Source organism: Polyangium jinanense, from assembly GCF_028435265.1.
In the GTDB taxonomy this organism is placed as follows: Bacteria; Myxococcota_A; Polyangia; order Polyangiales; family Polyangiaceae; genus Polyangium; species Polyangium jinanense.
On the sequence record NZ_JAGTJK010000013.1, the window covers coordinates 160,478 to 186,164 of the forward strand.

General features: G+C 67.2%; 20 protein-coding genes. 13 read left to right on the top strand and 7 right to left on the bottom strand.

The annotated features are described in order from the left end of the window. From KEG38_RS24095 to KEG38_RS24120, 6 genes are read left to right on the top strand one after another with little or no spacing between them, the layout of a single operon-like run. On the top strand, positions 1-2,700 hold the full coding sequence (locus tag KEG38_RS24095) for a type VI secretion system Vgr family protein (RefSeq protein WP_272422218.1): 2,700 nt from the start codon (positions 1-3) through the stop codon (positions 2,698-2,700). A 7-nt stretch (positions 2,701-2,707) separates the two neighbouring features. Further along, a complete protein-coding gene (locus KEG38_RS24100) occupies positions 2,708-3,736 on the top strand; it encodes a DUF2169 family type VI secretion system accessory protein (RefSeq protein WP_272422219.1) in 1,029 nt (342 codons plus the stop codon). Continuing rightward, positions 3,733-4,776, top strand: a complete 1,044-nt coding sequence (locus tag KEG38_RS24105) for a hypothetical protein (protein WP_272422220.1) — start codon at positions 3,733-3,735, stop codon at positions 4,774-4,776. The genes KEG38_RS24100 and KEG38_RS24105 overlap by 4 nt, the downstream gene beginning before the upstream one ends. Beyond that, positions 4,773-5,147 (top strand): PAAR-like domain-containing protein, encoded by a 375-nt coding sequence (locus KEG38_RS24110; protein ID WP_272422221.1) that lies wholly within the window; start codon positions 4,773-4,775, stop codon positions 5,145-5,147. Before KEG38_RS24105 ends, KEG38_RS24110 begins: the two co-directional genes overlap by 4 nt. A 3-nt stretch (positions 5,148-5,150) precedes the next feature. Further along, entirely contained in the window at positions 5,151-9,386 is a 4,236-nt protein-coding gene (locus tag KEG38_RS24115; protein ID WP_272422222.1) for an RHS repeat-associated core domain-containing protein, read from the top strand. Between the two features lie 7 nt (positions 9,387-9,393). After that, positions 9,394-11,031, top strand: coding sequence for a hypothetical protein (locus tag KEG38_RS24120; protein WP_272422223.1), 1,638 nt, complete (start codon positions 9,394-9,396; stop codon positions 11,029-11,031). A 2-nt stretch (positions 11,032-11,033) separates the two neighbouring features. Here KEG38_RS24120 and KEG38_RS24125 read toward each other — a convergent pair whose 3' ends face one another. After that, positions 11,034-13,034 carry a HEAT repeat domain-containing protein gene (locus KEG38_RS24125; RefSeq protein ID WP_272422224.1) on the bottom strand — a complete coding sequence of 667 codons (2,001 nt, stop codon included), beginning with the start codon at positions 13,032-13,034 and terminating at the stop codon, positions 11,034-11,036. Positions 13,035-13,084: 50 nt separating this feature from the next. Between KEG38_RS24125 and KEG38_RS24130 the strand changes: the two genes are divergently transcribed. Together KEG38_RS24130 and KEG38_RS24135 are read left to right on the top strand one after the other, a co-directional pair. Next, a complete protein-coding gene (locus KEG38_RS24130) occupies positions 13,085-13,510 on the top strand; it encodes a hypothetical protein (RefSeq protein ID WP_272422225.1) in 426 nt (141 codons plus the stop codon). A 51-nt stretch (positions 13,511-13,561) separates the two neighbouring features. Continuing rightward, positions 13,562-14,638, top strand: a complete 1,077-nt coding sequence (locus KEG38_RS24135; RefSeq protein ID WP_272422226.1) for a hypothetical protein — start codon at positions 13,562-13,564, stop codon at positions 14,636-14,638. A 149-nt stretch (positions 14,639-14,787) separates the two neighbouring features. On the opposite strand, the gene KEG38_RS24140 is transcribed toward KEG38_RS24135, so the two are convergent. The 3 genes from KEG38_RS24140 to KEG38_RS24150 all read right to left on the bottom strand — a co-directional run bounded on the left by KEG38_RS24140 (position 14,788) and on the right by KEG38_RS24150 (position 18,330). After that, positions 14,788-17,004 carry a ParB/RepB/Spo0J family partition protein gene (locus tag KEG38_RS24140; protein WP_308216887.1) on the bottom strand — a complete coding sequence of 739 codons (2,217 nt, stop codon included), beginning with the start codon at positions 17,002-17,004 and terminating at the stop codon, positions 14,788-14,790. Further along, positions 17,001-17,219, bottom strand: a complete 219-nt coding sequence (locus KEG38_RS24145) for a hypothetical protein (protein WP_272422227.1) — start codon at positions 17,217-17,219, stop codon at positions 17,001-17,003. The genes KEG38_RS24140 and KEG38_RS24145 overlap by 4 nt, the downstream gene beginning before the upstream one ends. A 373-nt stretch (positions 17,220-17,592) precedes the next feature. Continuing rightward, positions 17,593-18,330 carry an O-methyltransferase gene (locus KEG38_RS24150; RefSeq protein WP_272422228.1) on the bottom strand — a complete coding sequence of 246 codons (738 nt, stop codon included), beginning with the start codon at positions 18,328-18,330 and terminating at the stop codon, positions 17,593-17,595. Positions 18,331-18,550: 220 nt separating this feature from the next. Between KEG38_RS24150 and KEG38_RS24155 the strand changes: the two genes are divergently transcribed. Next, the gene (locus KEG38_RS24155) at positions 18,551-19,405 is read left to right on the top strand and encodes an AraC family transcriptional regulator (protein WP_272422229.1); all 855 of its coding nucleotides are present in this window, start codon (positions 18,551-18,553) and stop codon (positions 19,403-19,405) included. A 157-nt stretch (positions 19,406-19,562) separates the two neighbouring features. Here KEG38_RS24155 and KEG38_RS24160 read toward each other — a convergent pair whose 3' ends face one another. Beyond that, on the bottom strand, positions 19,563-20,303 hold the full coding sequence (locus KEG38_RS24160; RefSeq protein WP_272422230.1) for an SDR family oxidoreductase: 741 nt from the start codon (positions 20,301-20,303) through the stop codon (positions 19,563-19,565). A 108-nt stretch (positions 20,304-20,411) separates the two neighbouring features. Here KEG38_RS24160 and KEG38_RS24165 point away from each other — a divergent pair, with 108 nt between their 5' ends. Then, positions 20,412-21,308, top strand: coding sequence for an AraC family transcriptional regulator (locus KEG38_RS24165; protein WP_272422231.1), 897 nt, complete (start codon positions 20,412-20,414; stop codon positions 21,306-21,308). A gap of 202 nt (positions 21,309-21,510) precedes the next feature. Next, positions 21,511-22,302, top strand: coding sequence for a phytanoyl-CoA dioxygenase family protein (locus KEG38_RS24170; protein WP_272422233.1), 792 nt, complete (start codon positions 21,511-21,513; stop codon positions 22,300-22,302). Between the two features lie 45 nt (positions 22,303-22,347). Here the strand turns inward: KEG38_RS24170 and KEG38_RS24175 are convergent, their stop codons facing one another. Together KEG38_RS24175 and KEG38_RS24180 are read right to left on the bottom strand one after the other, a co-directional pair. Next, positions 22,348-23,268 carry an oxygenase MpaB family protein gene (locus KEG38_RS24175; protein WP_272422234.1) on the bottom strand — a complete coding sequence of 307 codons (921 nt, stop codon included), beginning with the start codon at positions 23,266-23,268 and terminating at the stop codon, positions 22,348-22,350. Then, the gene (locus tag KEG38_RS24180) at positions 23,265-23,981 is read right to left on the bottom strand and encodes a TetR/AcrR family transcriptional regulator (protein WP_272422235.1); all 717 of its coding nucleotides are present in this window, start codon (positions 23,979-23,981) and stop codon (positions 23,265-23,267) included. The genes KEG38_RS24175 and KEG38_RS24180 overlap by 4 nt, the downstream gene beginning before the upstream one ends. A gap of 113 nt (positions 23,982-24,094) precedes the next feature. Here KEG38_RS24180 and KEG38_RS24185 point away from each other — a divergent pair, with 113 nt between their 5' ends. Further along, positions 24,095-25,135 carry a pyridoxamine 5'-phosphate oxidase family protein gene (locus tag KEG38_RS24185; RefSeq protein WP_272422236.1) on the top strand — a complete coding sequence of 347 codons (1,041 nt, stop codon included), beginning with the start codon at positions 24,095-24,097 and terminating at the stop codon, positions 25,133-25,135. 76 nt (positions 25,136-25,211) lie between these two features. Continuing rightward, positions 25,212-25,679 (top strand): MarR family winged helix-turn-helix transcriptional regulator, encoded by a 468-nt coding sequence (locus KEG38_RS24190; protein WP_272422237.1) that lies wholly within the window; start codon positions 25,212-25,214, stop codon positions 25,677-25,679. The last annotated feature ends 8 nt before the right edge of the window (positions 25,680-25,687 follow it).

Consider the following 25,687-nt stretch of genomic DNA (forward strand, 5'->3'; position numbering starts at 1 on the left):
ATGGCCACGCGCACGTTGACCACGTTTTTCCAGGCCCAGCCTCTCGAGACGTCCGACGTCGTGGGCTTTCGCGTCGAGCGCCGGCTCGGCGTCGTGACCGAGGCGGTGATCGAGGCCCGTCACAGTGAATACGTGGACCCGGACGAGCTGCTCGGCCGCCCGGCATATCTCGCGTTTGGCCGAGGAGGTCCCGAGCACGAGGTCTCGGGCGTCGTGATGGACGTGGAGATGGAGGGCACGCCGGAGGACGACGACGAGCGCAGCATGCTCTACCGCATCCGGGTCAGCTCGTGGATGGGGCTCCTCGCGCGCGAGGTCGATTGCCGCATCTTCCAGGACAAGGACGTGAAGGAGATCGCCTCCGAGGTCCTGCGGGCGGCGGGCATCGAGGACAAACGCCAGGCGTGGCGCCTCGCGGCCCGGTACCCGAAGCGCACGTATTGCGTGCAGTACAACGAGAGCTCGCTCGCGTTCGTGTCTCGGCTCCTCGAGGAGGAGGGCATCTTTTTCCACGCCGAGGCGGGCGAGGACGGCGAGACCCTCATTTTTTCGGACGACAGCGCGGCGAGTGATCCGATCGAGGGGGGCGAGGAGGTGCCCTATCGGTTCGGCGCCGGGCTCGCGGGGATCGAGGACGCGATTGGCGTGATCACGCGCCGGTATCGGACCGCGACGGGCAAGGTCGTCCTGCGCGACTACGATTTCGAGAAGCCGAAGGCGGATCTCACGGCGACCGCGGCGGCGGACGCGGACGCCGATCTCGAGGTTTACGATTATCCGGGGCTCTACAAGGACAAGAGCGAGGGCGAGCGCCTGGCCCGGGTGCGGCTCGAGGCGCTTCAATGCGAGCGCGCGGTGATAGAGCTCGAATCGGGTTGCCCGCGTCTCACGGACGGGCGGTGGCTCTCGCTGGTCGACGCGCCCGACGAGCTCGACGGCGATTATTTCATCACGGGTGTGGTGCACACGTTGCGCGATGGGATCTATCTCACCCGCGCGACGACCATCCAGAAGGACGTCAAATACCGCAGCCCGAGGCGGACGCCGGCGCCGATCATCGAGGGCCCGCAGACGGCCGTGGTGGTGGCGCCGGACGGAGCGCCCGCGGAGGAGATCCACACGGACGAGCACGGCCGATGCAAGGTGAAGTTCCACTGGGATCGGTACGGGAAAGACGATGACACGGCGTCGTGCTGGATCCGCGTCACGCAGCCGCAGACGAGCGGCGCGATCATCCTGCCGCGCGTCGGCTGGGAGGTCATCGTCGAGTTCCAGGAGGGAAACCCCGATCGGCCTCTCGTGACGGGCCGCGTCTTCAACGGGAAGTGGATGCCTCCTTATGCGCTTCCCGAAGGGAAATCGCGCACGGCGCTGCGGACGAGCTCGTCGCCGGGGGGCCGCGGCACGAACGAGATTCGCCTCGAAGACAAGGCCGGGAGCGAGGAGATCAGCATCCGGTCGCAGAAAAACACGACGATCGCGACGGCAAACAACAAGAAACGATCCACCGCGGTCAACGAGACGAAAAACGTCAAGGTGGACGCCAAGCTCACGGTCGGCGCCGAGCAGAAAATCCAGGTGACGAACGGTTATCTGAACACGGTCGACGGCGCGCAGACGGCGAGCGTCGGGGGGAACCGGACCGTGGAGGTCAATGCCGTGTATGGCCTCACGGTGAAGGGGGACAGCGCGACGTCCGTGGGCGGCAATCAGATGGAGATGGATGGCAATCCCATCCAGGCGTTGCTCTCGCTCGCCGTGAAAGCCGCGACGGAGGCGGCCAAGGCGGAGGCGGAGCGCGCGCTCCAGAACCTTGATCAGGCGGTCGCCGCGAAGGTGAATCAGGTGATGGGGCCAGTCCAGGCGCTCCAGGGCAAAGTCGAGAGCCTGGGCGGCGCCATGGAGGCCGTGAGCCGCGGGAACCTCGGCGCCACGGCGAGCGTCTTCGGCGCGGCTTCCGGTTTGCCCTCGCCCTCCGCATTCGGTGCCTCGCTCGACGGCGCAATGGCCGCTGTCGCGCCCGCGGCGTCGGGGAACGCGTCGAGCGCGCTCGGGCTCGATACGCTGGTGAATGGCGCGATCGACGCGGGCGCCGAGCGCCTGGGCGACGCGCTCGGGCTCGATGGCGGCGGGGGAGGCGGCGCATCGGGGGCGAACATGTCGGGGCCGGACGGGGCCGTCGCGGGCAATTCGGGCTCGGACAGCGCCACCGGGCCGGGGCATTCGGTCAACGTTTGCGCATCGACGCACGCCGAGACGATAGGGGGCCTCAAGGCGACGATCGCCGCGGCCGGCATTCACACGACGGTCAATGGCGCGCGCACGCAGGACGTAGGCGCCGCGCGCGTCGAGCTCGTCGCGGGCACGCGCGCGGAGACGTGCCTGGCCGACAAGACCGAAAAGGCGCTCGGCCTCGCGGTCATCAGCGGCGCTCCGGAGTCGGAGACGGTCGGCGGGAGCCGGACGACGATGGTGGGCGGCGCCGTGGTGGACAAGATCGGCGGATCGCATACAGTGGTGGCCACGAGCAAGGGGATGTTCGTCGGAGCATTCCACAAGGTGGATGCGTCCGAGTCCATCGTGTTCAAATGCGGCGCGAGCGAGGTGGTGATCGACGGCGGAGGGATCACCATCAAGTCGCCGCTCGTGACGATCACGGCGCCGAACGTGAAGGAAAAGGGCAACGTGTCGCAGCTATGAGGAGAGCATGGACGCGCCGCGCTTGAACAACAGGAGCGAGTTTCTGGTCTCGCCCGTCCCCCTGATCGGCAAGGACGGCGAGCGCCTCGTCGTCCTCGTGAAAGCGACGTTCCTGCGTGTGCCCGGGGAGGGGGAGCTGGAGCTCGCGGAGCGATCGCAGCAGCGCGCCATTCGCGGCGCGGACGTGCCGTGGGGCGTTCCCGAGAAGAGCAGCATCAAGTATCCCTCGGATCTTTGCATCACGAAGCCGGGCACGGACGTCATCGTGGTGGCGGCCGCCCACGCGCCCGAGGGAAAGGCGGTGCCTTCGTTCGATGCAGGTGTGCGCGTGGGGCCGCTCGAAAAAATCGTCCGCGTCTTCGGGCTACGGGTATGGGAGGCGAAGGGGAGCGGGCTCTCGTCGCCCCGCCCCACCACGGGGATCGAGCTTCGATACGATCATGCGTGGGGCGGGCTCGATACGAGCGACCTGCTTCGCCCGGTGGAGGAGCCCCGCAACCCGGTGGGCCTCGGAATCGCGCGGGATCCGGAGACCTTGACGCACAAGCCCGCGCCCTTCATCGAGGATCCGCTCCACCCGATTCGTTCGGCGAGCACGCGCCCACCCCCGGCGGGGCTCGGTGCTTTGGGCCGGCACTGGGAGCCGCGTCGGCGTCATCTCGGGACCTACGATGATGCTTGGCGGAAGCAGCGCGCGCCCCTCTTGCCGCTTGATCACGACGATCAGTCGAACCTCTGCGCGTCGCCAGGGCTCACGGCGGTGCCGCCGCTGCGCGGAGGAGAGGACGTGGCCCTGCTCAATTTGACGCCCGGCGGTGGAACGACGAGCTTCCGGCTGCCGAGGATCCGGGTCGAGGTGACCCTGAAAGCAAAGGATCGAGCGCCCGAGACGCTCGTGCCCTACATCGATACGGTCCTCATCGATACACTCGAATCGACCGGCGTCACCGTGGAGCTCGTGTGGCGCGCCGTGTTTCGGCCGCCGCGGCGCATGAAAGACGCGGAGATCATCGTGATCGAGAGGGAGGCCGCGTGAGCGCCGTCGGAATCGTGAAGGTCGGGGCGCGGACGCCGATCGGGCTCGACGCTCGGCAGACGGGCTTTCTGCTCCGGGCCGGGTTTCCGGCCATGGCCGAGGCGCCCCTCGCGGATTCGGCGGGCGAGGCGATCACGATGGGGTTCGTCCCGACGATCGATCCGCGCATCGTGGGGCCTGAGCGGCTCGCGCTCCTCGCGCAGCCGGCTTTCGAGGAGGTGGCCTCCACGCTCGGCAACACGAAAACGCAGGTGCACATCACGCTGGATGAAGGATATGCCGAGGCGCGCGCGGCGGCGCGGGAGCTCGCAGCCCTCGTGCGACGCGTGCTGCCGGCTTCGACCTTGGAGGTCGCTCCCCGGGGCGAGGCGGCCCTCGGCGCGCTCCTGCCGGAGGCGCTGCGGGCGCTCGTATCGAGGGAGACCGACGCCGTGGTGCTGGGCGGCGTGCACAGTGATTACGATATCGACGCGATTCGCGCGCTCGAAGCCGGCGGGCGTCTGTTTTCGCCGGACAACCTCGACGCCCGTATTCCCGGAGAGGCGGCGGCGTTTTTCGTGCTGATGCGCGATCCGGACGCGCGCCGCCGGGGGCTCTCGCCCCTCGCGCGGGTGCTCGGCGTGGGGAGCGGGCGAGAGCGTGCGCGACCCGACAACGAGGCGCCGGCCTACGAGGCGTTCGGATTGACGACCGCCGTGCAGCAAGCGGCCGAGCCGCTCGTCAGGTCCGGGGCGAAGGCCGGATGGATGCTCACGGATCTCACGGGCGAGATGCGGCGTCTCGGCGAGTGGCAAGCGGCGTTCGTCCGGGCGCAGGACGCGCTCGCGGAGCCTTATTACATCGATTCGTCAGCCCAGCGCATCGGTTATCTGGGGGCCGCGGCGATGCCGCTGTTCGTCGCTGTGGCGGTGACGGCCTGGGAGCACGAGTATGCGCCCTCGCCCGTGGCCATGGCCATCGCGGGGAGCGACGGCGGAGAGCGGGCGGCGGTGGTGCTTTCGAGCGCAAAGCGAGAGGTGAGGCAGGAGGCAAGGGCATGAGCGTCACGGCATGCATGATGGATTGCGTCACATCGAAATCGGGGCACCAGATGGTGCCGCTCGCGGTGAGCGTGTGCACGACGCCTGCCGCGCCGAGCCCGATTCCAGTGCCCTATCCGGTGACGGCGAGTTCGATGGCGGGAATCAAACGCGCGCCCGTGCGGACGAAGATCGAAGGGGGAAAGATCCTGACGGTGGGGGCGTGCTTCAAGATGTGCATCGGCAATCAGCCGGGGACGTTGAAAGAGGTGGTCAGCGTCAACACGGGCGGGCCGTGCTTCATCGTGATGGGAGCGCCGGTCGTGTTCGTGGAGCTCGGAATGCAGGGGATCACGGGGAGCCCGGGTTTCATGAACAAAGGGGGAGGCTGAGCCATGCCGACGTCACCGGTGCCGGACGCGGCGGCCCCGCCGGGGATGTGCCCGGGCGTCGTGGTCAAGGGCGGGGGAATGGGGAGCGGGGGCGGGGATGGAGATGGCAAAGGCGGGGGAGACGGTTCGCGCGGCAATGGCCAGGGCGAGGGCGAAGGTGCGTCTGGTGATGGCAAAGGCGCCTGTGGCAGCGGGAAGAACGGCGGCGCCTGCCCGAACCACCATGCGGGCAAGGGGAGCGGAAAAGCCTCCAAAGGGGACCCTGTCGATGTCGTGACGGGCCGCGTGTTCACAGTGCCCGTCACGGACTTGCACCTACCTGGACCGCTGCCGGTCACGTTCGTTCGAGGGTACAACAGCGCAGCGCGCGATCGGGACGTCGGCCTTGGACCAGGCTGGCATCACTCGTATGCCTGGGAAGTCGAGATGCGCCGCAGCCGGACCCGGCTCTGGACGGGCAATGGCATGTTTGTCGATTTCGCTCCGCTGTCCGCGGGCGAGGCGGCGGTCGGGCCCGACGGCTGGGTTCTCGTCTGCGGAGATACGGGGTTTGTACTCGACCGAGGAGACGGGCGCTGGCTGATCTTCGAGCACCGCTCGGGAGATCGTTGGCTCTTGTCTGCGGAGGCGGATTCGCACGACAATCGCGTCTCCTTCATCTACGAGAAGGACCGCTTGATCAGGATCGAGGACGCCGTCGGCCGCACGATTCACGTCCGCGCCACGAGAGAGGGCCGTATCCAAGCGCTCGAGGTGAAGAACACCCCGCATCAGGGCCGGTTGGTCGCGTTCGCACGTTACCTCTACGACGAGGCGGGCGACCTGGTCGCCGCGGAGAACGCCGCCGGCGCTGCCACGAAGTGCACGTACAGCGACCATCTGCTCACGGTGCAGGAGTATCCGACGGGTCTCCGCTTCTCGTTCCTCTACGATGGTCGCGGGCGCTGCATCGAGACGTGGGGCGAATACGCCCGGCGCCCGGACGAGAGCCTCGCCACGAGCGTACCCCGAGTGCTCGCCGACGGCACCACGCGCGCCAAGGGCATCTTTCACACCAAATTCGAGTATGGCCCCAACGGCTATACTGAGGTCGTGGACTCCATTTCCCTGGACCGATTCTTCGGTAACGAGCTCGGCAAGGTCGACAAATCGGTGACGGCAGCAGGGGTGTTCAGCCGCACGTACGATGCGCACGGGAACGTCCTGTCTTTCACCGATGCCCTCGGTGCGACCACAATCTTCGAGCGCGACGCGCGCGGGCGCGAGGTGCGGGTCACCGATCCTCTCGGGCGGGTCACCACGTACGAGCGCGACGCCGACGGCCATATCGTGAGAGCCGTCGATCCAGCGGGCGGCGTCATCGAGACGCAGCGAGTCCGGGGCGGGCTCGTTTGGCGAGACGCCATCGGCGCTCGCTTCGAGGTGCGCTTCGATCGTCGTGGGCTCACGACGCTCGTCGTGGCGCCGAACGGTGGAGAGACCCATCACCGTTACGACGATTACGGTAATGAGATCGAGCGGGTCGACCCGACCGGCGCGACGACGCGTTTCACGTACGATTACTGGGGACGGCGGCAGAGCATGACGGACCCGACCGGCGCGGTCGTGACGTACACGTACGACGAAGTAGGGAGGCTGCGGTCCGAGCGCACGCCCGACGGGGGCGTGACGTCCTACGCTTACGACGACGCGGGGAACTGCGTCGAGGTTCGCCACCCGACCGGCGCGGCGACCACACACAGGTACGCCGGCTACAACAAGATCTGCGAGACCCGTGAGCCCGACGGGCGTGTGACCCGGTACCGCTACGACCGCGAAGGCCGTCTCATCGAGGTGCACAACAGCCGCGGGGAAGTTCACCGGATCGAACGCAACGCAGCGCGGCTCGTGTCGAAGGAGGACACGTTCGACGGTCGGACCCTCCGCTACAAGTACGACGCAATGGGCCGCATGATCGTGTACGAGAATGGCCTCGGGCAGAAGATCGAGTACGTGCGCGATCTGGTCGGGCGTGTCGTCGAGCAAATTCATGACGACGGTACCCGGGAGACATTCGAGTACGATGAGCTCGATGGCATGAGGGCGGCGCACGGCCCCTCGGGCGACGTCCATTTCGAGCGCAACCCGCTCGGATGGCTGACCCGTGAAACGCAGAGCGTTCACGGCCGGACGTTCGATATCTGGACGACCTACGACGTGATGGGTTTTCCCACGGAGAGGAGGACGTCGCTCGGCCACCGTCAGACCTGGGAGCGCGACCTCCTCGGGCGCGCGGTCCGAGTCACGCTCGACGGGAAAGAGCAGGTCGGCATCACCCGCGATCTCGCGGGCCGCGAGGTCACGCGCTTCTTGCCGCAGGGAGGCCGCATCGATATCACCTACGATAGCCTGGATCGTATCGTGCGCCGCACGGCGAGCCGCGCGGAGGTTGGCCAGGCCATGGGCCACGTACAGTCCGCCAGGGTCTCCGCCGTGCCTCACGACCTCTCGGTGGAGCAAGTCTATCGGTACAGCCTCGACGGCGACGTCGCCGCGGAAGATGACCGCGTGCGCGGCGCCGTTCGCTGGGAGCACGATTCGAAGGGGCAAGTGCTGTCTCGGGTAGACGCGCGAGGTCGTGGCGAGCATTTTCGCTACGACACCGAGGGGAACGTTCACGAATACGGCCCAGGCGCGCTGGAGCGAGAGTATGGTGTCGGGAACGTGCTCCACCGCCGCGGACCCGCGTCGTACGTATGGGACGGCGACGGCAGGCTCATGGAGCGCCGCATCCGTGTGCCAGGTGGAGACGACTTGATCACGCGTTACGAATGGGACCACGCCGGCATGCTCCGTGCCGTCGTGCGGCCCGACGGCACCCGTATCGAGCACATCTACGACCCCCTCGCGCGACGCCTGCAAAAACGGGTATCCCAGGTTGATGCAGCCGGGCGCAGCCGACTCCGGTCCACGACGTGGTTCGTTTGGGACGGCGCCACCCTCGTTCACGAGATCAAGCAATCGGCCGCCGAAGGAGGGGATCCCGTCGTCGAGGAGAGGACGTATTGTGCAGACGAGGACACCGGCGTACCGTGGGCGCACCGCGACGTACGCAGGGCCGAGGACGGCTCGATCACGGGGAGCTGGTATCACTACCTCAATGACGCGGTAGGTATGCCCGAACGGCTCCTCGATGGCGCAGCGAACGTCGCCTGCGACCTCGAACGGTCGACCTGGGGTGCCGCGAGGCCCCGCGAGGGGGCGCGCACGCAGACGCCGCTGCGTTTTCTGGGGCAATACTTCGACGAAGAGACGGGCCTCGCTTTCAACCGGCATCGTTATTATGATCCCGCCCTGGGCCGGTACATCAGCGCCGACCCCATTGGATTGCTCGGGGGGCGCAACAGCTTCGCCTACGCCGACAACCGGCCCACCAAGCTGGTCGATCCGACCGGACTGATGGACGCCACGGTCTCGAACCGGCGGGACGCAAAGGGCAATACGCTGCCGGAGATCCACGGAAAGAGCTCGAACGTCACGAGCGACGAGGACCTCGATCCTGCGCTCAAAGAAGCGGTCGTCAATGCGCGGGACAAGTTCAGGGATCCGAGGAAGCCAGCCGATCACCCGGACAACCGGGGCAAGCCCGAAGGCTCGAGCAAGGACGGGCGCTGCGCGGAGATCGATGTGCTCAACCAGCAGGCCAGGGACATCCGCAAGCGCCTCAGCAAGGCCCCCGACGGCAAGCCATGTCCGAAATGGGAGAACATGTCCGAGGCGGAGAGGAATGCGCGCATCCGCAACGAGCTCCGCGAGGAGTATCGACGTGGCGCCGAGATCGAAGCCCACCAGAAAAAGAAAAAGAAGCGCTCCTCGGAGAAGCCCTGTCCGTTCTGCGCACAGGTCTACCGTGAGCTCGGCATCCACCCTGACAACATCAACGCGGACCCGAACGATGATGTCCCCGATGCAGTCAAAAAGTCAGCCGGGCTCACCACGGGCACGTCCGAGGGCGGGGTTATTTACAATGGCAAGAAATGGAGCCACGAGGACGACGGGGTCTATGATCCGGACCAGAAAAAACCCGGGGCCAACGTCGCGAGGGAGAGCAAATCGGCGACCCCCGTGGTGCCCAAGCTCAAGCCCGACGGTTCCCAGCAGATGGACAAAGCGCCCTACCTGGACTCCGAGGGAAATTACCTGAAGAAGGGCCAGGGGGGCCAGCCTACGCCCAAGTTCGTGCCGCCCGAGGACGACTGATCAAGAGATGATGCTCGACGAACGGGATTCTTTTCTTTCCGAACTGCTCCGCGCAGTCGAGCAGGCGCACGCACAGGTCCCCGGTGGAGAGACCTCCGACCTGCGCGTCCTCGTCCTGGATGCGTGGGGCCACGCTCACCATGCGTTCGAAGCCGCGGCGTCGCCGGACGAGAGCGGCCCCTGGATCGCGCGCTCGCTGGGAGCTCGCACCCTCTTCGAGCGACTCGGTGCACGATTCCCCAGGTCGGGGTATGCACTTTATGTCGTCTTCGCCATCGCGGAGCGCCTGTCATTCCCAGTGCGCGAGCGTGTGCTGGACATTGCCGCTCGCCACGTCGAGGCACGCTCGGGGGAAGAGCGTCTCTCGTGGTTGGCCACGCTCGCGCGCCTCTCCCACGACGACCGGAGGGACGAGCTCCTCCGCGAGGTCGACGCCGGGATCCTTTCGCTGCCGGAGCTCAAACACCGCGTCGCCGCCGCGGCCGAGCGGCTCGGTGCCGCCCCGGAGGGCGCGACACGCCTCGTCCGCGAAGCCATCAACTGGCTTCTCGCCTGCGAGCGTCTGCCGCCCATGGCGCGCCGGTTCCTGGCTCGGATCCCCGAATCCGACTGGGCAGCACTACCGCCCGACGAGGCGCGCGAAGTCGTGGCACGCTGGCAGGCGGACACGGACAGCTTTTGGGAGAGGACCGCGCCTCTCCGCGTCGGTCATGTCCCCGGCTGGCTGAAGGCGGAGCTGGAGCAATCTCTTTTGCGCGAGGCGATGGCCATGGCCCCCTCCGACCGGCTGTGCGCTCTCTCGGAGCTCGTGGAGCACATCCGGGGAGCGGCGCGCGCGTCGATCTCGCAGGCGCTCCTCGCGGAGCCGGCGCCCGTGCTCCGAGCGCATTCCCGCGCCGTCCGGAGGTGGGCTCCGGTCGCCACCGTCGAAGAGCTCCATCACCTCGAGCGCGAGCTCCTGCCGCTCATGGAACAGTGGGATGACGAAGCCCTTCTGGCCTTGACCGAGCGAGCGGCAGCACTCGGTGAAATGGAGCCGGCCCGCGCATTTCAGACGGCGATTGTGGAAGAGGAGACCCGGCGCTACGGGCGGCTCTCCATCGTCGTCCGGAGCGGACCGTTCGAGGAGGTAGAGCGGCTGCTGGGACCCTATCTCCACGAAGAAGAGGCTTCTGGTGATCTCCCCTGGGTGGCGGAGGAGCTCCGGGACGACGGCGACATCGCTCGCTTCGCAGAGGTCATTGCAACGGCCGCCTCGGGGGCCAACCGGCTGTCCGCCTGGGCGGTCGCCTTTCCCCGGCTCTCCGAGGCGCAGCGACAGGCGCTCGCACCGGCGGTGTCCCTCGCCATCGAGGACGCGCTCCGCGCTCCGCCCGAGGAGTCCGACAGCTCCCTCTACGAGATGCTGCCCTGGCTCTCCGAGGAGAACCTGCTCGCGATATGGAAGAGGCGCGCAGATCCAGCCGTCTGGCAGCCCACCGGGGCCGAGACGACGCGCCTCTTCTCGTATGATCGCGGCTATGTCCACCCGGAGTGGCTTTCGGATATCGTCCTGCGCCTCGGCGGCGAAGAGACGCTCGTCGCCTGGGCGCAGGCCGAGGACCAGGTGGAGGCTTGGATTTCAGGAAGGCACTTCGGGGGCTGACCTCACGAAACCCTCACGCCCGACACGACCTTTTCCCACCCCTGCAAGCTCCTCACCTGATCCGCCACGAAATCATGCGGATCGAAATGCACCCACCGCCCCGTCCTCACCGCGAGCTCCCGCGAAAGCCTCCGCCGGTCTTCGGCCGAAAGCGCCAGCCTGTCGAGCTCGTACAGCGACACCGACGGGGAATACGTTTGTCCTCGCCGATACCTACCTTTTCGATCGAACCGCGCTCCATGCTCGGCCCAGTACGCCTGCCATCGCTCCGGATCCGTCGATGGCGCCTCCACCGTGTCCTTCGATCCTGCCGGCAGCCTGTCCCGCGGATCACTCACCAGCTCCGAGAGCGCCACCCGCCCGCGCGCTGGCTCCGGGTTTGGATCGACAACCCCCGCCTCCTCGAGCGCCTCGGGCTCGAGCTCGATTTCCTCGACCAGGTTGGCGCCGAGCATCCGATCGAGCGCCTCCGCCGCGGCAAATCGCACCCCTTCGTCATCGTCCGTGAGCTGCTCGATCAGCGCTGGAACGGCCTCCACGAGCCCTGCCCACCCCACCGCCTCGATCGCGGACGGCGTCGGCGATCGCCGCATTCTTTCGAGCAACCACGACGCGTCGCCCTCTTTCGCCACGATCGCGAGCCGCACGAGCGCGCGTTCCCAGAGCGCTCCTTCCGCCGCCGCGCGCGCCGCCGCTGCTGCCCGCGGGTGCGCCGCAATGGCCATGGCGTCGAGGGCCGCCGCCTGCACATCGGGGTCCTCGTGCACGAGCGCCCGCCCGAGCGCTCGTTCGAGGCCCGGATGCTTCGACGCAGCGATCGCCGGCAACGCCAGCGCGAACACGCGAGCGTCCTCCTCGGCGCAAAGCTCCTCCATCTCGGTCGCCGTGAGCCAGCCGCGATGACCGAGCACCTCGACCGCGATGGCCCGGCATCCTCGCTCGTGGGATCGGTACAGCGCTCGCAGAACGTTCGGCACGAACGGGTTCGGCGCGAGCTTCATGGCCGAAGCGAAGGCCTCGGCGACGGCCGGATCACCCGGCCCGAATCGATGGAGCACCCGCTCCGCGCACGCGAGCGCGTCTCGACCTTCGAGGCAGCCGCCGACCATCGCTGCCGCGAAGATCCGCATCGGATCCGCGGCCGGCGCGTCCATCGCCCAGGGCTCGAGGTATGCGATCGCCTTCGGCCCCAGCGCCGCCACCGCATCAATGCCCGCGATCATGCGCAGCTCCAGGCTTTGACATGCGCGCCAGTCGTCGCCGCGCAGCGGGGCTCGCTGCACCCCGAGCATCCCGATCTCCTCGAAGCACGTGCGCGCCCAGCGGTGAACGAAGGTCTCTTCGGAGATGGCACCCTCCGGCGCGAATGCGAACCCGGGCGGAGCTCCCTCGTCGGTCGCGACGGCCTCCTGCCGCGCTGCGCGTTTCGGCGGCGCGACGCGCGTTTTCACCTTTTCTTTGGCGAGGCGACGCATCGCCTCAGCGGTCGCTCGGAGCTCCTCGAACGTCCTTGGCTCCGGCAGCGCGAGCGCGGGTTCTTCGGACTCGGCCGCGGGCACCTCGGGCGCGCGGAACGAGGGCGCGAGCGACGCTCGTTCGAGGGCGTGGAGCGGAGGTCGATCGGTCCCCGCGCAGAGCGGCGCCACGCGTGGGCCTGCGAGGGGCACCCGCGGGAAACGTTCCTCCGCGGCGACGAGCTCCACGCACGCGTCCCGCAGCGAGGTGACCTCCCTCGACAAACCCGCGCGCGCCAGGAAAATCGCCGCCTCCCAGATCCTGCCATGCGCGACGCCGATGGCCGTGACCCGGTCGGCGCGGCCGTCGAACGCGTCGTACATCGCGGAGAGGCCGCTCTCGAGCTTGCGCGCCGCGGGCGCGAGGTGGGCCGAGGGCTCGCTCTCCTCCTCGATGAAGCGGGCGACCACGTGAAGGAGGCTGTGCGCGCGCTCCAGGTGCTGCACCCAGGGCGCCTGCACGTCGAGGACAGCGAGCTCGTCGGCCATGCCTGTTCGTTTTACCCGCTTTTTTCCCGGCGCACGAGTACGATCCCCACATGGACCTCGACCTCGAAACGTACGCGGCCGTGATGGCCGAGCTCGCCGCGGCCGGGGAGGCGCGGGCCGAGGTGCTCGCGCGTCGCGGGCTCGACGAGGAGAGCTGGGAAGGTATCGACGCCCATTGGCAGGAACGGCTCACGGAGGCTCTGGCCGAGGAGGGCGAGGGCGTCCCCGCATTGCTCGCGGCGTACACCGCCGCCTACCAGGCTGCCCAGAGCGCCCTCGCGCCGCCCATTTCACTCGAACGATTCGCCAGGATCACCCGGCTCCTGCAGGCCACGGGTGATCTCCAGGCTGCGCTCGCCAAGGTGGGCGCCACGCTCGCGGACTACGTCCGGAGCAACGAGCACTGGAGCCGGCGGATGACCGAGGATCCGGCCGAGGAGCGTCGCTTCCGAGAAGCGCTGCGCGGCGACGGATGAGCCTGCGCTCCCCTCCTGACTTCGCAACGCGGACCCGGTAGCATGCCCTCGATGAACAGCACGTCCCTGACCATCGAGCGCTACGCCGAGATCCGCGCCGAGATGGAGGCCGGCAAGCTCCGTGACGAGGTACTTGCGCGCGCCGGCGTCAGCATGGACGCCTGGACGGCCGAGCAGCGCCACTGGCTGCAAAAAATGAGCGCAGAACTTGAGCGCGGGCGGTTCGAATTGACGAACCGCTACACGCAAGCGTTCCTCGATCGTCAAAGCGCTCTATCAGGAGCCGAGAAGGACCGGATCGACGCGCCTGCCGAGAGTCCCAGCGTCCCTCCCACACCGCCTCGCGTGCCTGAACCCGTCTTCGCGCCCCCGGAGGAAAAAAACAGCGTCGCCTTGGCGTCCGTGGATCTCTCGCGTATTGCCTGGGTCGCTCGTTTGCCCGCGGACACCGACATCGAGGCGACGCTGCCACCCATCGTGCATGATCTCCCGCCCAAGGTGCTCCCTTTCCAGCCGGGCGCCGCGCCGCCCGAACGAACGGCCGCACCGCCGCTGCCGACGAGAACCGCCCAGCCTGTCCGGGATCGGCTCACAGAGACAATGCACGATGACAGCGCGGATGAGGCGGGGGCGACCACGCTTTCTCCAGCTTTGATTCCGGCTCGGCCTGCGTTGCCATTCCAGCCGCGTCGGGAAGACGAGGACAAGCCGGAGGCGAAAACAACGTTCGCCCGCCCCGTTGCATCGCCTCCGGAGCGTCACTCCGAGCCCGAAGGCGCGGACCTGGCCGGGATGACGATGCTCGGAGCGCCGCTCGTCCCTCGCGGTCCTGCGCTTCCCTTCGCGACGACTCAGGACGCAGGTAGGGCCGCAGACGAGGACGACTCAGACAGCCCCACGCTCCCACCCCCGGCGGGAGGTCATTCGCTCACGCTTGAGGCCCACGCATCCTTATGCGCGGAACTCGCCCGCTTCCCCAGAGACACCGAGAAGATTTTCGCGCGATACGGGCTCGCTTCGCTCGAAAAACGGAGGGCCGTCGACGAGGCGTGGAAAGAGCGCCTGCGCCAGGAGCCGAGGCTTTATCAGGAGTGGCAGCAGCTCTATCGGAGGTTTTTCGCGCGCTGATCGTCCCGGTGAGAGCGGCCCGCCTCGCGCCCTGGCGATGACATCCCCGCCTCCCCGTAGCGCAATACACGCGTAGCCCGTGCCGCCGCGGGATCGGGGTACCCAGTCTATCCGAGCCCGCGTCCGTCGCCTCCCTGAGCCCGTGCCGATCACCGAACGGCGCTCGCCAAGCTCATAGCCTGCTGTAACACGTCCGGTGGTGCGCTCTCCAGCAATGCCGCGACCCTTGACAGCACGCCCGTCTCTACATCCTTGCGGCAAGGCTGGTATGATACAGGAGGCGTCAGGGAAGCACTCGTCGGCGCTGGCCCAGCAGCCGGAACAGTGGAGTCCGCTGGCAACGATTGCGATGGCATGGTCGTGCGCCCAGACGGTGGTAGTTTTCCGCGCCTCTTGAAGAATGACTTGAGCGCTTTGTCCTTTTCGGGTTGAGGCCACTTCTTCTGCCGGATTGCTTTCTCAGCCTCGAACGAATGACGCAGCCGTCCACTCTGCAAGTCATCGATGAGCTGCGATACCTCCTCCTCGATCCGTTCGTCCGTGGGGCACTCGCGCGGTTTGTCCGGCGCCGCGGAGGCGGTAATCAAGACTGGGATCGACGGCGGCGACGCTTGCGTATTCGCGGCAGGTGCTAATGCAGGGGATAGCAGAACTTGAGTGCTTGGAAATGGGGGTACAGGTCCTTCCGGCTGCTTGGGAGACTGCGTGAAAGGTAGCTGTGAGGCATGACCCGGCGCTGCCGCGGGCGCTGAACCTTGCTTCATCGTGGAATGCCGCATGCTCTGCAGCACCTTGTCCGAGAACTGATTCAGCGCCCGGAGATACGCCACCGTCTCCTGCTCCATAGCCCGTGCAGCCACTTGAAGCGCTTGTGGATCCGCGCAGTGTACCTTGAGGTAATGCACGTACGAGAAGCTGTTGTCGATGATCTCGATGCCACCGTTCTCGAGGAAGCGGTCGATCTTCTCGCAGATCCGTGCGTGTGCTGAGTTCTCTGTGCGCGTCTCCGCGTACTTGTTGTAGATGGGCTCCAGCGTCGGCTCGTGTCGCTCGAGATAGCGCTGAATCGTGTTATACGTCTTGTACGACAAGAGCCTCCCATGGCCCTGGTCGACGACGTCGTTCGCAGGCACGACACCCCGGCCGCGCCTCGATCCCCGCGATCCGCGCGCTGCTCGTGTCTGGATCATCCCCCGCACTTCTGCGAGCTGCCTGCGAAGCCCATGCGGATCCGTCGGATCCGCGAAGAAGACGTCCATGAATGTCATCGGCGGCGCCTTCAAGATCCCCTCGCTCTCCAGCTCGAGCAGGGCCTGAACGGCACCTAGAACATCGACGCGCGGCGTGTCTGGACGCTGCAGCGGTAGCTCCTGCTGGCCCTGCACCTGTGCGTCGCGGGTCACCACAGTGCGCGCCTCGACCGAGCTCGCGAGCGCGCCGAGCTTCTTCTCGACCGCAGAGATCTCCTCGCCCAACGCCTGCGCCTCCTGCGCGCTTGCTGTGTCCAGGCCCGCCGCGAGACGTGCCAAGCGCTTCTTGGCGTCCAAGAGGGGCTCGACCACGCCGCGTACGAGGGATGCGATGCCGCCGCGTGGATGGCGAGGCTGGGGCTTCTCCTTCACGCCGAGCTCGATCACAGCCTGCTTCACGGTGCGACATCGCCCGGAGGCCACCGCCTCGGCGACCGCCGCCTGCATCTCCGGCGCGATCCGGGTGATCTGCAGGAGCACGCGCTTCTGATCCTCCAGCGGCGTGCCGCGGAGGGCCTCCTTCGTGTTGTCGCCGAGCCGTGCGATCTTCACGTCATCCTGGATCGTCCGGATCGAGAGGCTGGTCTTCGCAGAAGCGTCCTCTGCGAAGGACGCGACCGTCGCGTCCTTCGCCTTCTTGCCGCCGCCCTTCTTCCCTGGCGCGCCGCCCTGCTTCGTCTCGGGGTGCAGTCGCTCGTAGATCTGCTTGCGGCGCAGCAGCTGTTCGCTGCGCTCGAGCACTGTCAGCTCGGTCCGCGCCAGGTTCTCATCCAGCTCGATGAGCTCGGCCTCGAGATCGGACACCTCGATGATGCGCGCGAGGATCGTCTTCCGGTGGAGCTTGCGATGCGCTTCAAGCCGGTGCAGGCCAGCGACGAGCACGAGGTTCCCGTCCTGCAGACGGCGCACGATGATCGGCTCGATGAGATCCGACTGCGCGATCGATTCGACGAGTGGAGTGACGTCGCGGAGCCGACGAGCCCGGTGCTTGGGCACCACGATGTCGACGAGCGGGAGCTCGCGGACGTCCTCGTGGCACTGACTGCTCATGCGCGTCGTGGACCTCGAGCCGTTCTTCCTGTCCTTCATCTGCATGTGTCTGTTCTTCCGCATCATCGTTGCTGTCCTGAGCACCGCTTCGCCGCGCGTTCTACCCCACGCGCGGTGGCCGGCTCGACGCTGCTCGTGAGGAACGCGGCGAAACCTGGCAGGCACGCCTTGGCGCGCGCGACCTGCCGATCGAGCGGCAGGCCCGTGAGACGCCGTAGACCACGCTCGGTCACCTGCCGCGCAGGCGTACCCGGCGGCAACGCCCGAACGAACGCGATCACCTCCGGCGCCAAGCTCAGGAGGTTGAGCAGCTGCGTGACCCGCGCCCGGGTCAGCTCGAAGCGTTCGGCGAGCTCGGCCCGAGAACAAACTTCCCCAGTGTCAAGAAGATTCTGGAACTCCTCCGCCAAGGCCACATGCCCGGCCACCGGGGGAGGGGACAGGTGCTCCAAGCTGCATCGCCTCGCGTTGGCCGGCTTCCCAAGCTCGACCGTGAAGCCGGTCCGGAAGTTCGCGCCAGAGACTGCGTTGGGGAGCCAATCCCCTTCGAAACTGAGGCCTCGGAGAGCAATCTCCGGGGCCGTCGTCTTTTGTCCTCCGTTCCCGCGACCTTCGAGGGAGCCGAGAACGAGGAACAGCTCGAGAGACACCGTCTCACACCGCCTTTGCCTCGGCCGTCCGGTCGGGGTTGGCCGGCGTCCGGACGGAGTATTCGGTGCCGGACTTGAACGGGATCAGCATCGACGTGAAGCCGTTGCGTGGGTCGCGCATGAAATCCACGTAGGGACGGTAGTCGCCTTTCATGACCCCGACGTTGTCGGCGACGACCACGGCGCCGGTACGTAGCCATGGCCGGAGGAGCTTCACCACGTCGACCGACTTCTGCGGGAAGCCATCGATGAGCGCCATGTCGACGTCTCCAGGCAGCACGCGGAGTGTTTCGAGCGCGTCGCCGACGCGGATCTCGACGATGTCGGCGAGGCCGGCCTCCTCGATGTGCTTCTGCGCGCGCGCGGCCTTCTCTGGGACGAACTCGGTACCGATGACCTTGCCTCCACCGTTCGCACGTACGGCAGCGGCGAGCCAGATCGTCGAGATGCCGAATGACGTGCCGAACTCGACGACGAGCTTCGCCTGAAGCGCGCGCACGGTCTGATGACAGAAGGCACCTTGAGGACGCTCGAGCGCGATGAACTTGTCCGCGAAATAGCGCGAGCGGAGAGCCGAGGCATCATCGAGGGCGACCTTACGCCCCAGAAGGAGGGCGGGCAGCTTTGGGAGATAGTGAAGTGCCAGACCGAAGAATTGCTCGTCCGCTTCTTCATGAAGGCGGCGCAACACGCGCGCCACACGTGAATCGGTGAGCACAGAAAAGGGATCAGGTTTCGTCATCGTTCCTCTTGCAATCGAATGACAGCGCTCGTGGCTTACATGCCCGAAGGCGCGGTGGAAGGCGTGGGCATGGCGGAGAAGGTAGATCCCGGCGCTGTTGACTGCATTGCGCAATCAAGACAAATTGTTTTTCAGAACGGCCATGGCAGCGAAGCGGCGAAGTTCGAAGGCGACACAGATTGTGCATCCGACGGGCTGGACGTTTCGCGGAGACGTCCAGGTGGCGAACGAGCCCCGTGGCGCGGCGGCGTCGCTCGAGTTGCTCGCGAGCCGTTTCGTGCTCGAGGCGAGCGGGCGCTGGAAGACCGGGGTCGCGCGACCGGCGAACGCGATCGGGCTCAGCATGGCGAGCGGCGGGCTCGAGAGCGAGCCTCACGCGCACCGCGAATCGCAGCTCATGTACTTGGTGCGCGGAGAGCTGATCTGCGAAGCGTCGAGCGCCCTCTGGATCGTGCCGCCGCAATCGGCGCTGTGGATCCCCGGGTCCGTGACGCATCGGATCCGCGCGCGCGCGCCGCTCGAGGGCTACGCCGTCTTCGTCGAGCCCGGCGCGGCGCCGAACCTTCCACCGGATTGCTGCGCGGTGTCGGTGACGCCGCTCCTCCGCGAGCTCTTGCTTCGCCTGGCGACGCGTCCCGCGCTCTACGACCTCGAAGGACCGGACGCGCGCCTGGTGAGCGTGCTCCTCGACGAGCTCGCGACGGTCTCGATCGAGAAGCATCGCTTGCCGATGCCGATCGATCCGCGGCTCCGTCGTTTGGTGGATGCGATGACCGCCAATCCGGCGAACGGCGCGACGACGAAGACGTGGGCGAAGCGAATCGGCATCGGTGAGCGCACCTTGAACCGTCTCCTGGTCGAGGAGACGGGCTTGAGCTTCGGCCGCTGGCGCCAGCAGCTCCACATCATCCTCGCCATCCAGAAGCTTTCCCGCGGCGCGACCGTGCAAAGCGTGGCGCTGGACCTCGGCTACGAGAGCGCGAGCAGCTTCGTGACCATGTTTCGCAAAGCTCTCGGGACGTCGCCCGCGCGGTACATGGCGAGCCGCCTGTCCGCGCTTGCAGACGCTGGCTAGAGCGCCGAACAGTTCGGCGCTCTGCGAGATCGCGGAGCGAGCTCGCCTCGGGGGGTGAATCGGCCGGGCTTTGCCCGGACGAGAGGGGGACGCGAGGCGTCCCCCTCGGGACGAAAGAAGCCTAGAACATCGAGCGGTTGTCAAACCGATCGATGTTCTAGGCCGGAGCCAGCGCCACCGCGTCGGGACCGGCGGGGAAACGGAGCCTTCCGGTCGCGTCGTTCGCGGCACGCCACACCCCCTCGGCCACATCGGACTCGCGGGTCACGGCAGCGAGTTGCCTGAAAGAAGCGAAGATGCGCGCTGCGAAAGGCGCGTACGCCTCGGGGATCAACCCTTCCATGCGGGACCCCCCGTTGCTCGTGAAGCTCGTGTTCGGGCAATAGCCCGGCTCGACCAGCTTCACCCGCACATCGAATGCCTCGAGCTCGAACGCGAGCGACGCGGTGAACCCTTCGATGGCCATCTTGCTCGCCGTGTACACGGCCACCAGCGGCATGGGCGAAAGCGTCGCGCTCGAGGTCACGTTCACGATCACGCCCGACTTGCGCGCGCGGAATTGTGGCAGCACGGCCTGCGTCATTGCCATCACGCCGAAGGTGTTGGTCTCGAACACCTCGCGCGCCGTGCTCATCGGTGTGACCTCGAAGGCGCCCAGGAGCCCGATGCCAGCATTGTTGACGAGCACGTCGATGGGCCCACTCGCCTCGAGCGCGGCCGCGATCTGCTCGGGCTTCGTCACATCGAGCGCGATCACGCGCAGCCGGTCCGATCGGGGTAGAACGTCCTCGCGGGGCGTTCGCATGGTGGCGATGACGTTCCAGCCCTGCGCGTGGAAATGGCGCGCGGTCTCGAGGCCATAGCCGGAAGAGCAACCCGTGATGAGTACCGTTTTCATGTCGGCTCCTTTGCCGCGATGCGCGCGGCGTCCATGGGGAGAATGTAATTGCGGCGAGCCGGACGATCTACCATGGAGAGTCCGAATGTCGTTTGCTAGAGTCCGGACATGAATGACCCTCTCTCGGAAATCATCGCGCTGCTTCAGCCGCAGGCTGTGTTTTCGAAGCGCATCAGCGGCGCTGGTCGCTGGGGTGTTCGCTACGCGGAGTTTGGCCAGCCGAGCTTCTGTGTCGTGCTCGAGGGTCGCTGCCGTCTCGCCGTGGACGGCCAGCCTGCCGTCACGCTCGAGGCAGGCGACTTCGTCCTCCTGCCGGCGACGCCGGGCTTCACCATGTCGGGCTTCGAACCGGTGACGCCGGAGCGCATCGACCCCAAGATGACGCCCGCGCCGACGGATGAAGTCCGCCACGGCACGCGTGGTGGACGGCCCGACGTGCGGCTGCTCGGCGGCTATTTCGTCTTCGACTCGCCGGACGCGGCTCTCCTGGTGTCGCTCTTGCCGGCGCTCTTGCACGTGCGTGGTGTCGAGCGGCTGTTGGTGCTGGTGCGGCTCGTCGGCGAGGAATCGAAAGAGCAGAGAGCGGGGCGCGACCTCGTGCTCACGCGGCTCGTGGAGATCCTGCTCATCGAAGCGTTGCGGTCGACGTCGGGCGACGACGCGCCTCCGGGGCTCTTGCGCGGGCTATCCGATGCGCGGCTCGCGCCGGCGATACGGCAAATGCACGGTCAGCTCGCGCGTTCGTGGACGGTGGCCGAGCTCGCGAAGACGGCGGCGCTCTCTCGCTCGTCGTTCTTTGAGCGTTTCATCCGCACCGTGGGCGTGTCGCCGATGGAATACCTGCTCGCCTGGCGGATGGCCGTCGCGAGGGATCTGCTCCGCCGTCACGACATGGGAATCGCCGAGGTCGCCGAGCGCGTCGGCTACAGCTCGGCGAGCACCTTCAGCACGGCGTTCCGCCGCCACGTGGGCCAGCCGCCGAGTCGTTATGCGCGTGCCGGTTAGAACGTCCCATCCGCCCTTGCGGCGTCGCGGCGCGCTTGCGCCATGCCGAGCGGAGTGGCATCCTCCGCCCCGGATGACGATGCGTTTCGCAGTTTTCCTGCTCGGCTGAGCGTGGCCCAAGGCCCGCGCAATTCGCTGTGCGCGCTTGCCCGCGTGTGGGCAGGCGTGCGCCACGTCTCAGTCCGTTTGCTGGAGAATCGTCATGCCTCATCGCCAGTTCGCGCTCTCGGGAGCGCAGATCGATCAATTCGTCCACGAAGGCTACGTCCGTATCGACGACGCCTTCCCCCGCGACCTCGCCGACGCGTGTCGCGCCATCTTGTGGGCCGCAACGGGCTGTTCGCCCGACGACCCGTCCACCTGGACCAAGCCCGTCATTCGCATCGGCGACCAAGCCCATCCGCCTTTTCGAGCGGCTGTGAACACCACGAAGCTCCTTGCCGCCTTCGATTCGCTGGTCGGGGTCGATCGCTGGTTGCCCCGCGCGAGCCTCGGCACGTTTCCCATTCGCTTCCCATCTCCCGACGAGCCGGGGGACTGCGGATGGCACATCGATGCCAGCTTCGGCTGGGAGAACGAGCCGGACTTTTTCGCGTGGCGCGCCAACGTCGCATCAAAAGGCCGTGCGCTCTTGATGCTTTTTCTCTTCTCGGACGTCGGTGACGACGACGCGCCGACGCGCCTTCGCATCGGCTCGCACGCCGAGATTGCACGTCGCCTCGCGCCGCACGGCGAAGGTGGTCTCACGCTGCGCGAGCTCGTGAGCACGGACTTTCGCGAATCGGCGCACCTGCCCGAGGCGCTCGCCACGGGCCCCGCGGGGACTGTCTACCTCTGCCATCCGTTCCTGGTGCACGCGGGGCAGCCGCATCGCGGCCGCGTTCCACGTTTCCTCGCCCAGCCCCCCTTGCTGCCGCGTGTGCCCTTCGAGCCCACCCGTACCGATGGTAACGACTCGCCAGTCGAGAGAGCCATCCGCCTCGCGCTCGACTGAATTCGCCCGCCCATAGCAGGGCTGCGCGGCCGAGACCGGCACGTTTTACTCTCCGGCGACGGCTTGCGCGGCCCCCTTCTTCGCGAGAATCTCGAGCACTTTGGTGGGGCCGAGGCGGAGCCGGTCGTAGCCCGAGGGGTAGGTGGGGTAGTAGCTGTAAATCTCGGTCTCCCCGAAGTCACGGTGCTCGTAGAGCGAGACGTGGCGCGTGGCGCGGCGATAGACGGCGAGTAGCGCGTGAAGGAAACGAGCGAGGTTAGGGTCGGGCTCGCGAAGACCGAGCGCGGCGCGGAATCCGTCGTCTTCCGTGAGGAGGACGACCACGGACTCGATGTACGGGGCGAGCGCGGGCGGCAAGAGGCTCTGCACGGCGACGAGCAGACCGCGGGCGACCGCCTCGTTCTCGCGCGCGTAGCGTTGCGCGCGACGCTCGTAGTCCTGCCGCCACGCGAAAAACGCCGCGCGGCTCTCCGGGATGTCGCGGATGTGCATGAGCTCGCCGAGCCGGCGGTAGAGGAAGTAGAAGGCATCTTTTTCCTTCTCCGTCATGGCGCGGTGGCCCCATTTCTCGATGAAGAGAATGGGATCGAAGACGAACGTGCTCAGCGTGTAGAGGAAATCGTCGTTCGAGATCCGGTACAGCCCGTGGATGCGGTTCAGGTGCTCGACCATCTCGCGGCTCGCGCGTGATTCGAGGCCGGGTCGGTGGATCTCGTTCAGGATGGCCTTCGTGTCGTCGAGCCGCTTCGGGCCCTCGCGCTCGTACTGCCCGGTCGCGTGGAGCAGCTTGCTGATGCTCGGGATCGTGAACGTCCTCAGCTGCGCGATCTCCATCGCGGCGATGATCTCGAACGGGAAGACGTGGTTCGCGAGCGCGTAGACGATGGCCTCGTAATCGCGCTCGGGATCGAGCCGGGCGATCTCGTCGTCCCAGCGGCGTGTGCGCAGGGGGATGGAGAGCTTCATCGGATGACCTTTCGGGGTTCGAGCATGGCGACGACGGACGCGACGACGACCTCGCGCCGGTGCTCGAGGGAGCCGGGCAGCCCGAGATCGGCGGCGTGCACCGCGTAACTCGTCACAAGGCTCGCGAGGACGACGGCCGCGTCGCTCGGATTCGTGGGCAAGGCGAGCAGGCCCTCGTCCGACCTCCGGCCGAGGTAGCGCTCGACGGCGCGCGTCAAATACGCGCGGACGTTCTCGTCCCAGATGCGCCCGAGCTCGGGCGATTCGAGCGCGCTCGCGTTCATGATGCGCGCTCCGGCCCGATACCTCGTCGCCAGGTCGAACAGCTCGCCGACGACGCCCGCGAGCTCCGTTCGCGCTTCTGCCGTGGTGCGGGGAGCGGACCCGCGGAGCGCGCGCTCGAGGGCTGCCACGCGGCGGCTTTTCTCGAAGAATGCGCGCAGGAAGGACTCGATCTGGCCGGGCTCGGGGTTCGGCACCGGGAGGTTTCCGGGGGGCTCGTAAGGACCTGGCGAGGCGGCGGCGCGCCGCAGCACCTGCTCGAACAGCGCGTCCTTGCCGCGAAAGTAACGGTAGAGCGCCGGTTCGCTGACCCCGACGGCCGCGGCGACCTCCGACAGCCGCGTACGCCGATAGCCGCGCGTCGCGAACAACGCCTCGGCTTCGTCGAGGATGCGGGTGAACGTTCCTTCGGACTCTGCGGAGAGCGGCACGTCTCGGATACTTAGTTAGTCATTCACTAACCGCAAGAAAAATGCGGCGACCCGGCCGGCGGCGAACGCGCTCAGACAAAATGAAGTTGCAAGTCATCATCAACAAGCGCAGGATGAGGTCCGTGGAACTCAAGACGGTCGAAGCGCTGGAGCAGGTCGTCGGCAGCAGGCCGCTCGGGGTGTTGATGAAGTCCATCGACACGCTCGACGTGCACTGCGTGCGGCTCCTCGCGCGCTCGCCGTTTGCCGTGCTGGGCTTCGCGGACACCGATGGCCGAGCGCGCGCGTGGCCGGTGGGAGGCACCCCTGGCTTCGCGCGCTCCATCGAGGGAACGCACCTGCGCTTCACGCTGCCGGAGCCCGCGGCCGTCGATGTTCGCATCGGGTGCTCGCTCCTCTTCTTCGTTCCGGGGCTGGGCGAGACGCTGCGCGTGAATGGCCGGCCCTCGCTCGACGGCGCGGAGCTTTTGGTCACCGTCGAAGAAGCCTTCATGCACTGCGCGAAGTCGATTCTGCGGTCCTCGTTGTGGGAGAAGCCGGTTGAAATCTCGCTTCCGCGGCTCGCCGCTCCCTCGGGGCTGTTGGCCGACGCCGAAGTGCTTTCGTTCCTCTCCCACGTGCCTTTCGTGACGCTGAGCTCGTGGGATGCGAAGGGCGAGGGCGACACGAGCCCCAAAGGCGATCCTCCGGGGTTCCTCAAGGTCGACGCGCAAGGCCGGCTCGCCGTGGCGGATCGGCCGGGCAATCGGCGCACCGACACCTTCCACAACCTGCTCGAACAGCCACGCGTTGCGCTGCTCGCGCTCCGGCCCGGCGATGATCGCGTGGTGGAGCTCTCGGGCCGCGCCTCGCTCACGATCGAGCCGACCTTGCTCTCGTCGATGGCGGTCGAGAACAAGACGCCGAAGCTGTCGATGCTGCTCGACGTCGAATTCGCGCGCCTCGTCCCCAGCACGGCCGTGCGCGACGCGCAGCTCTGGAACACGTCGCGCCACGTGCCCCGCAGCGAGCTGCCGAAGATGGCCGAGATCTGCATCGACCACCTAAAGCAAAACAAGCAGAAGGGCCTCGCGGCGTCCGCGGTGCGCGCGCTCGCCTCGAAGACCGTGGTGGGCTGGGCGCTCGAGCACGACTACGAGAAGAACCGCTACTGACGCTTCGGCGGTGCTCCTGCCGCGCGCGCACGCGCTTGGCTTGACAAGTACGTGCATATGCACCTATAGGAAGGTCATGGCGTCATCGACGCGTGGCCAGTCTTCGGACGCATCTCTCGCCCCGAGCGAGATCCTCTGCAACTGCCTCGCCATTCGCCAGGCGGCTCGCCAGATCACCCAGCTCTACGACGAGGAGCTCGCGGGCACGGGGCTCCGCGCGACCCAGTATGCCGTGCTCTCCCGCCTTTCGCGCATCGCTCCTGCGACGATGCAGGATCTCGCGGAGGCGCTCGTGATGGATCGGACGACGCTCACGCATAACCTGAAGCCCCTCGAACGAGAGGGCCTCGTCGTGATGGGCGTCGCCGAGCACGACCGCCGCGTGCGTCAGCTCCGGCTCACCCCGGCGGGAACGGCGACGTTGAAAGAAGCACGCGTCGCATGGGCGCGCGCGCAGGCCCGATTCGAAGACGCCTACGGCGCGGACGACGCCGCCGAGCTACGAAGGCAGCTCGCTCGGGCCGTCGAAGCCGCGCGCACCTGACGGTTTCC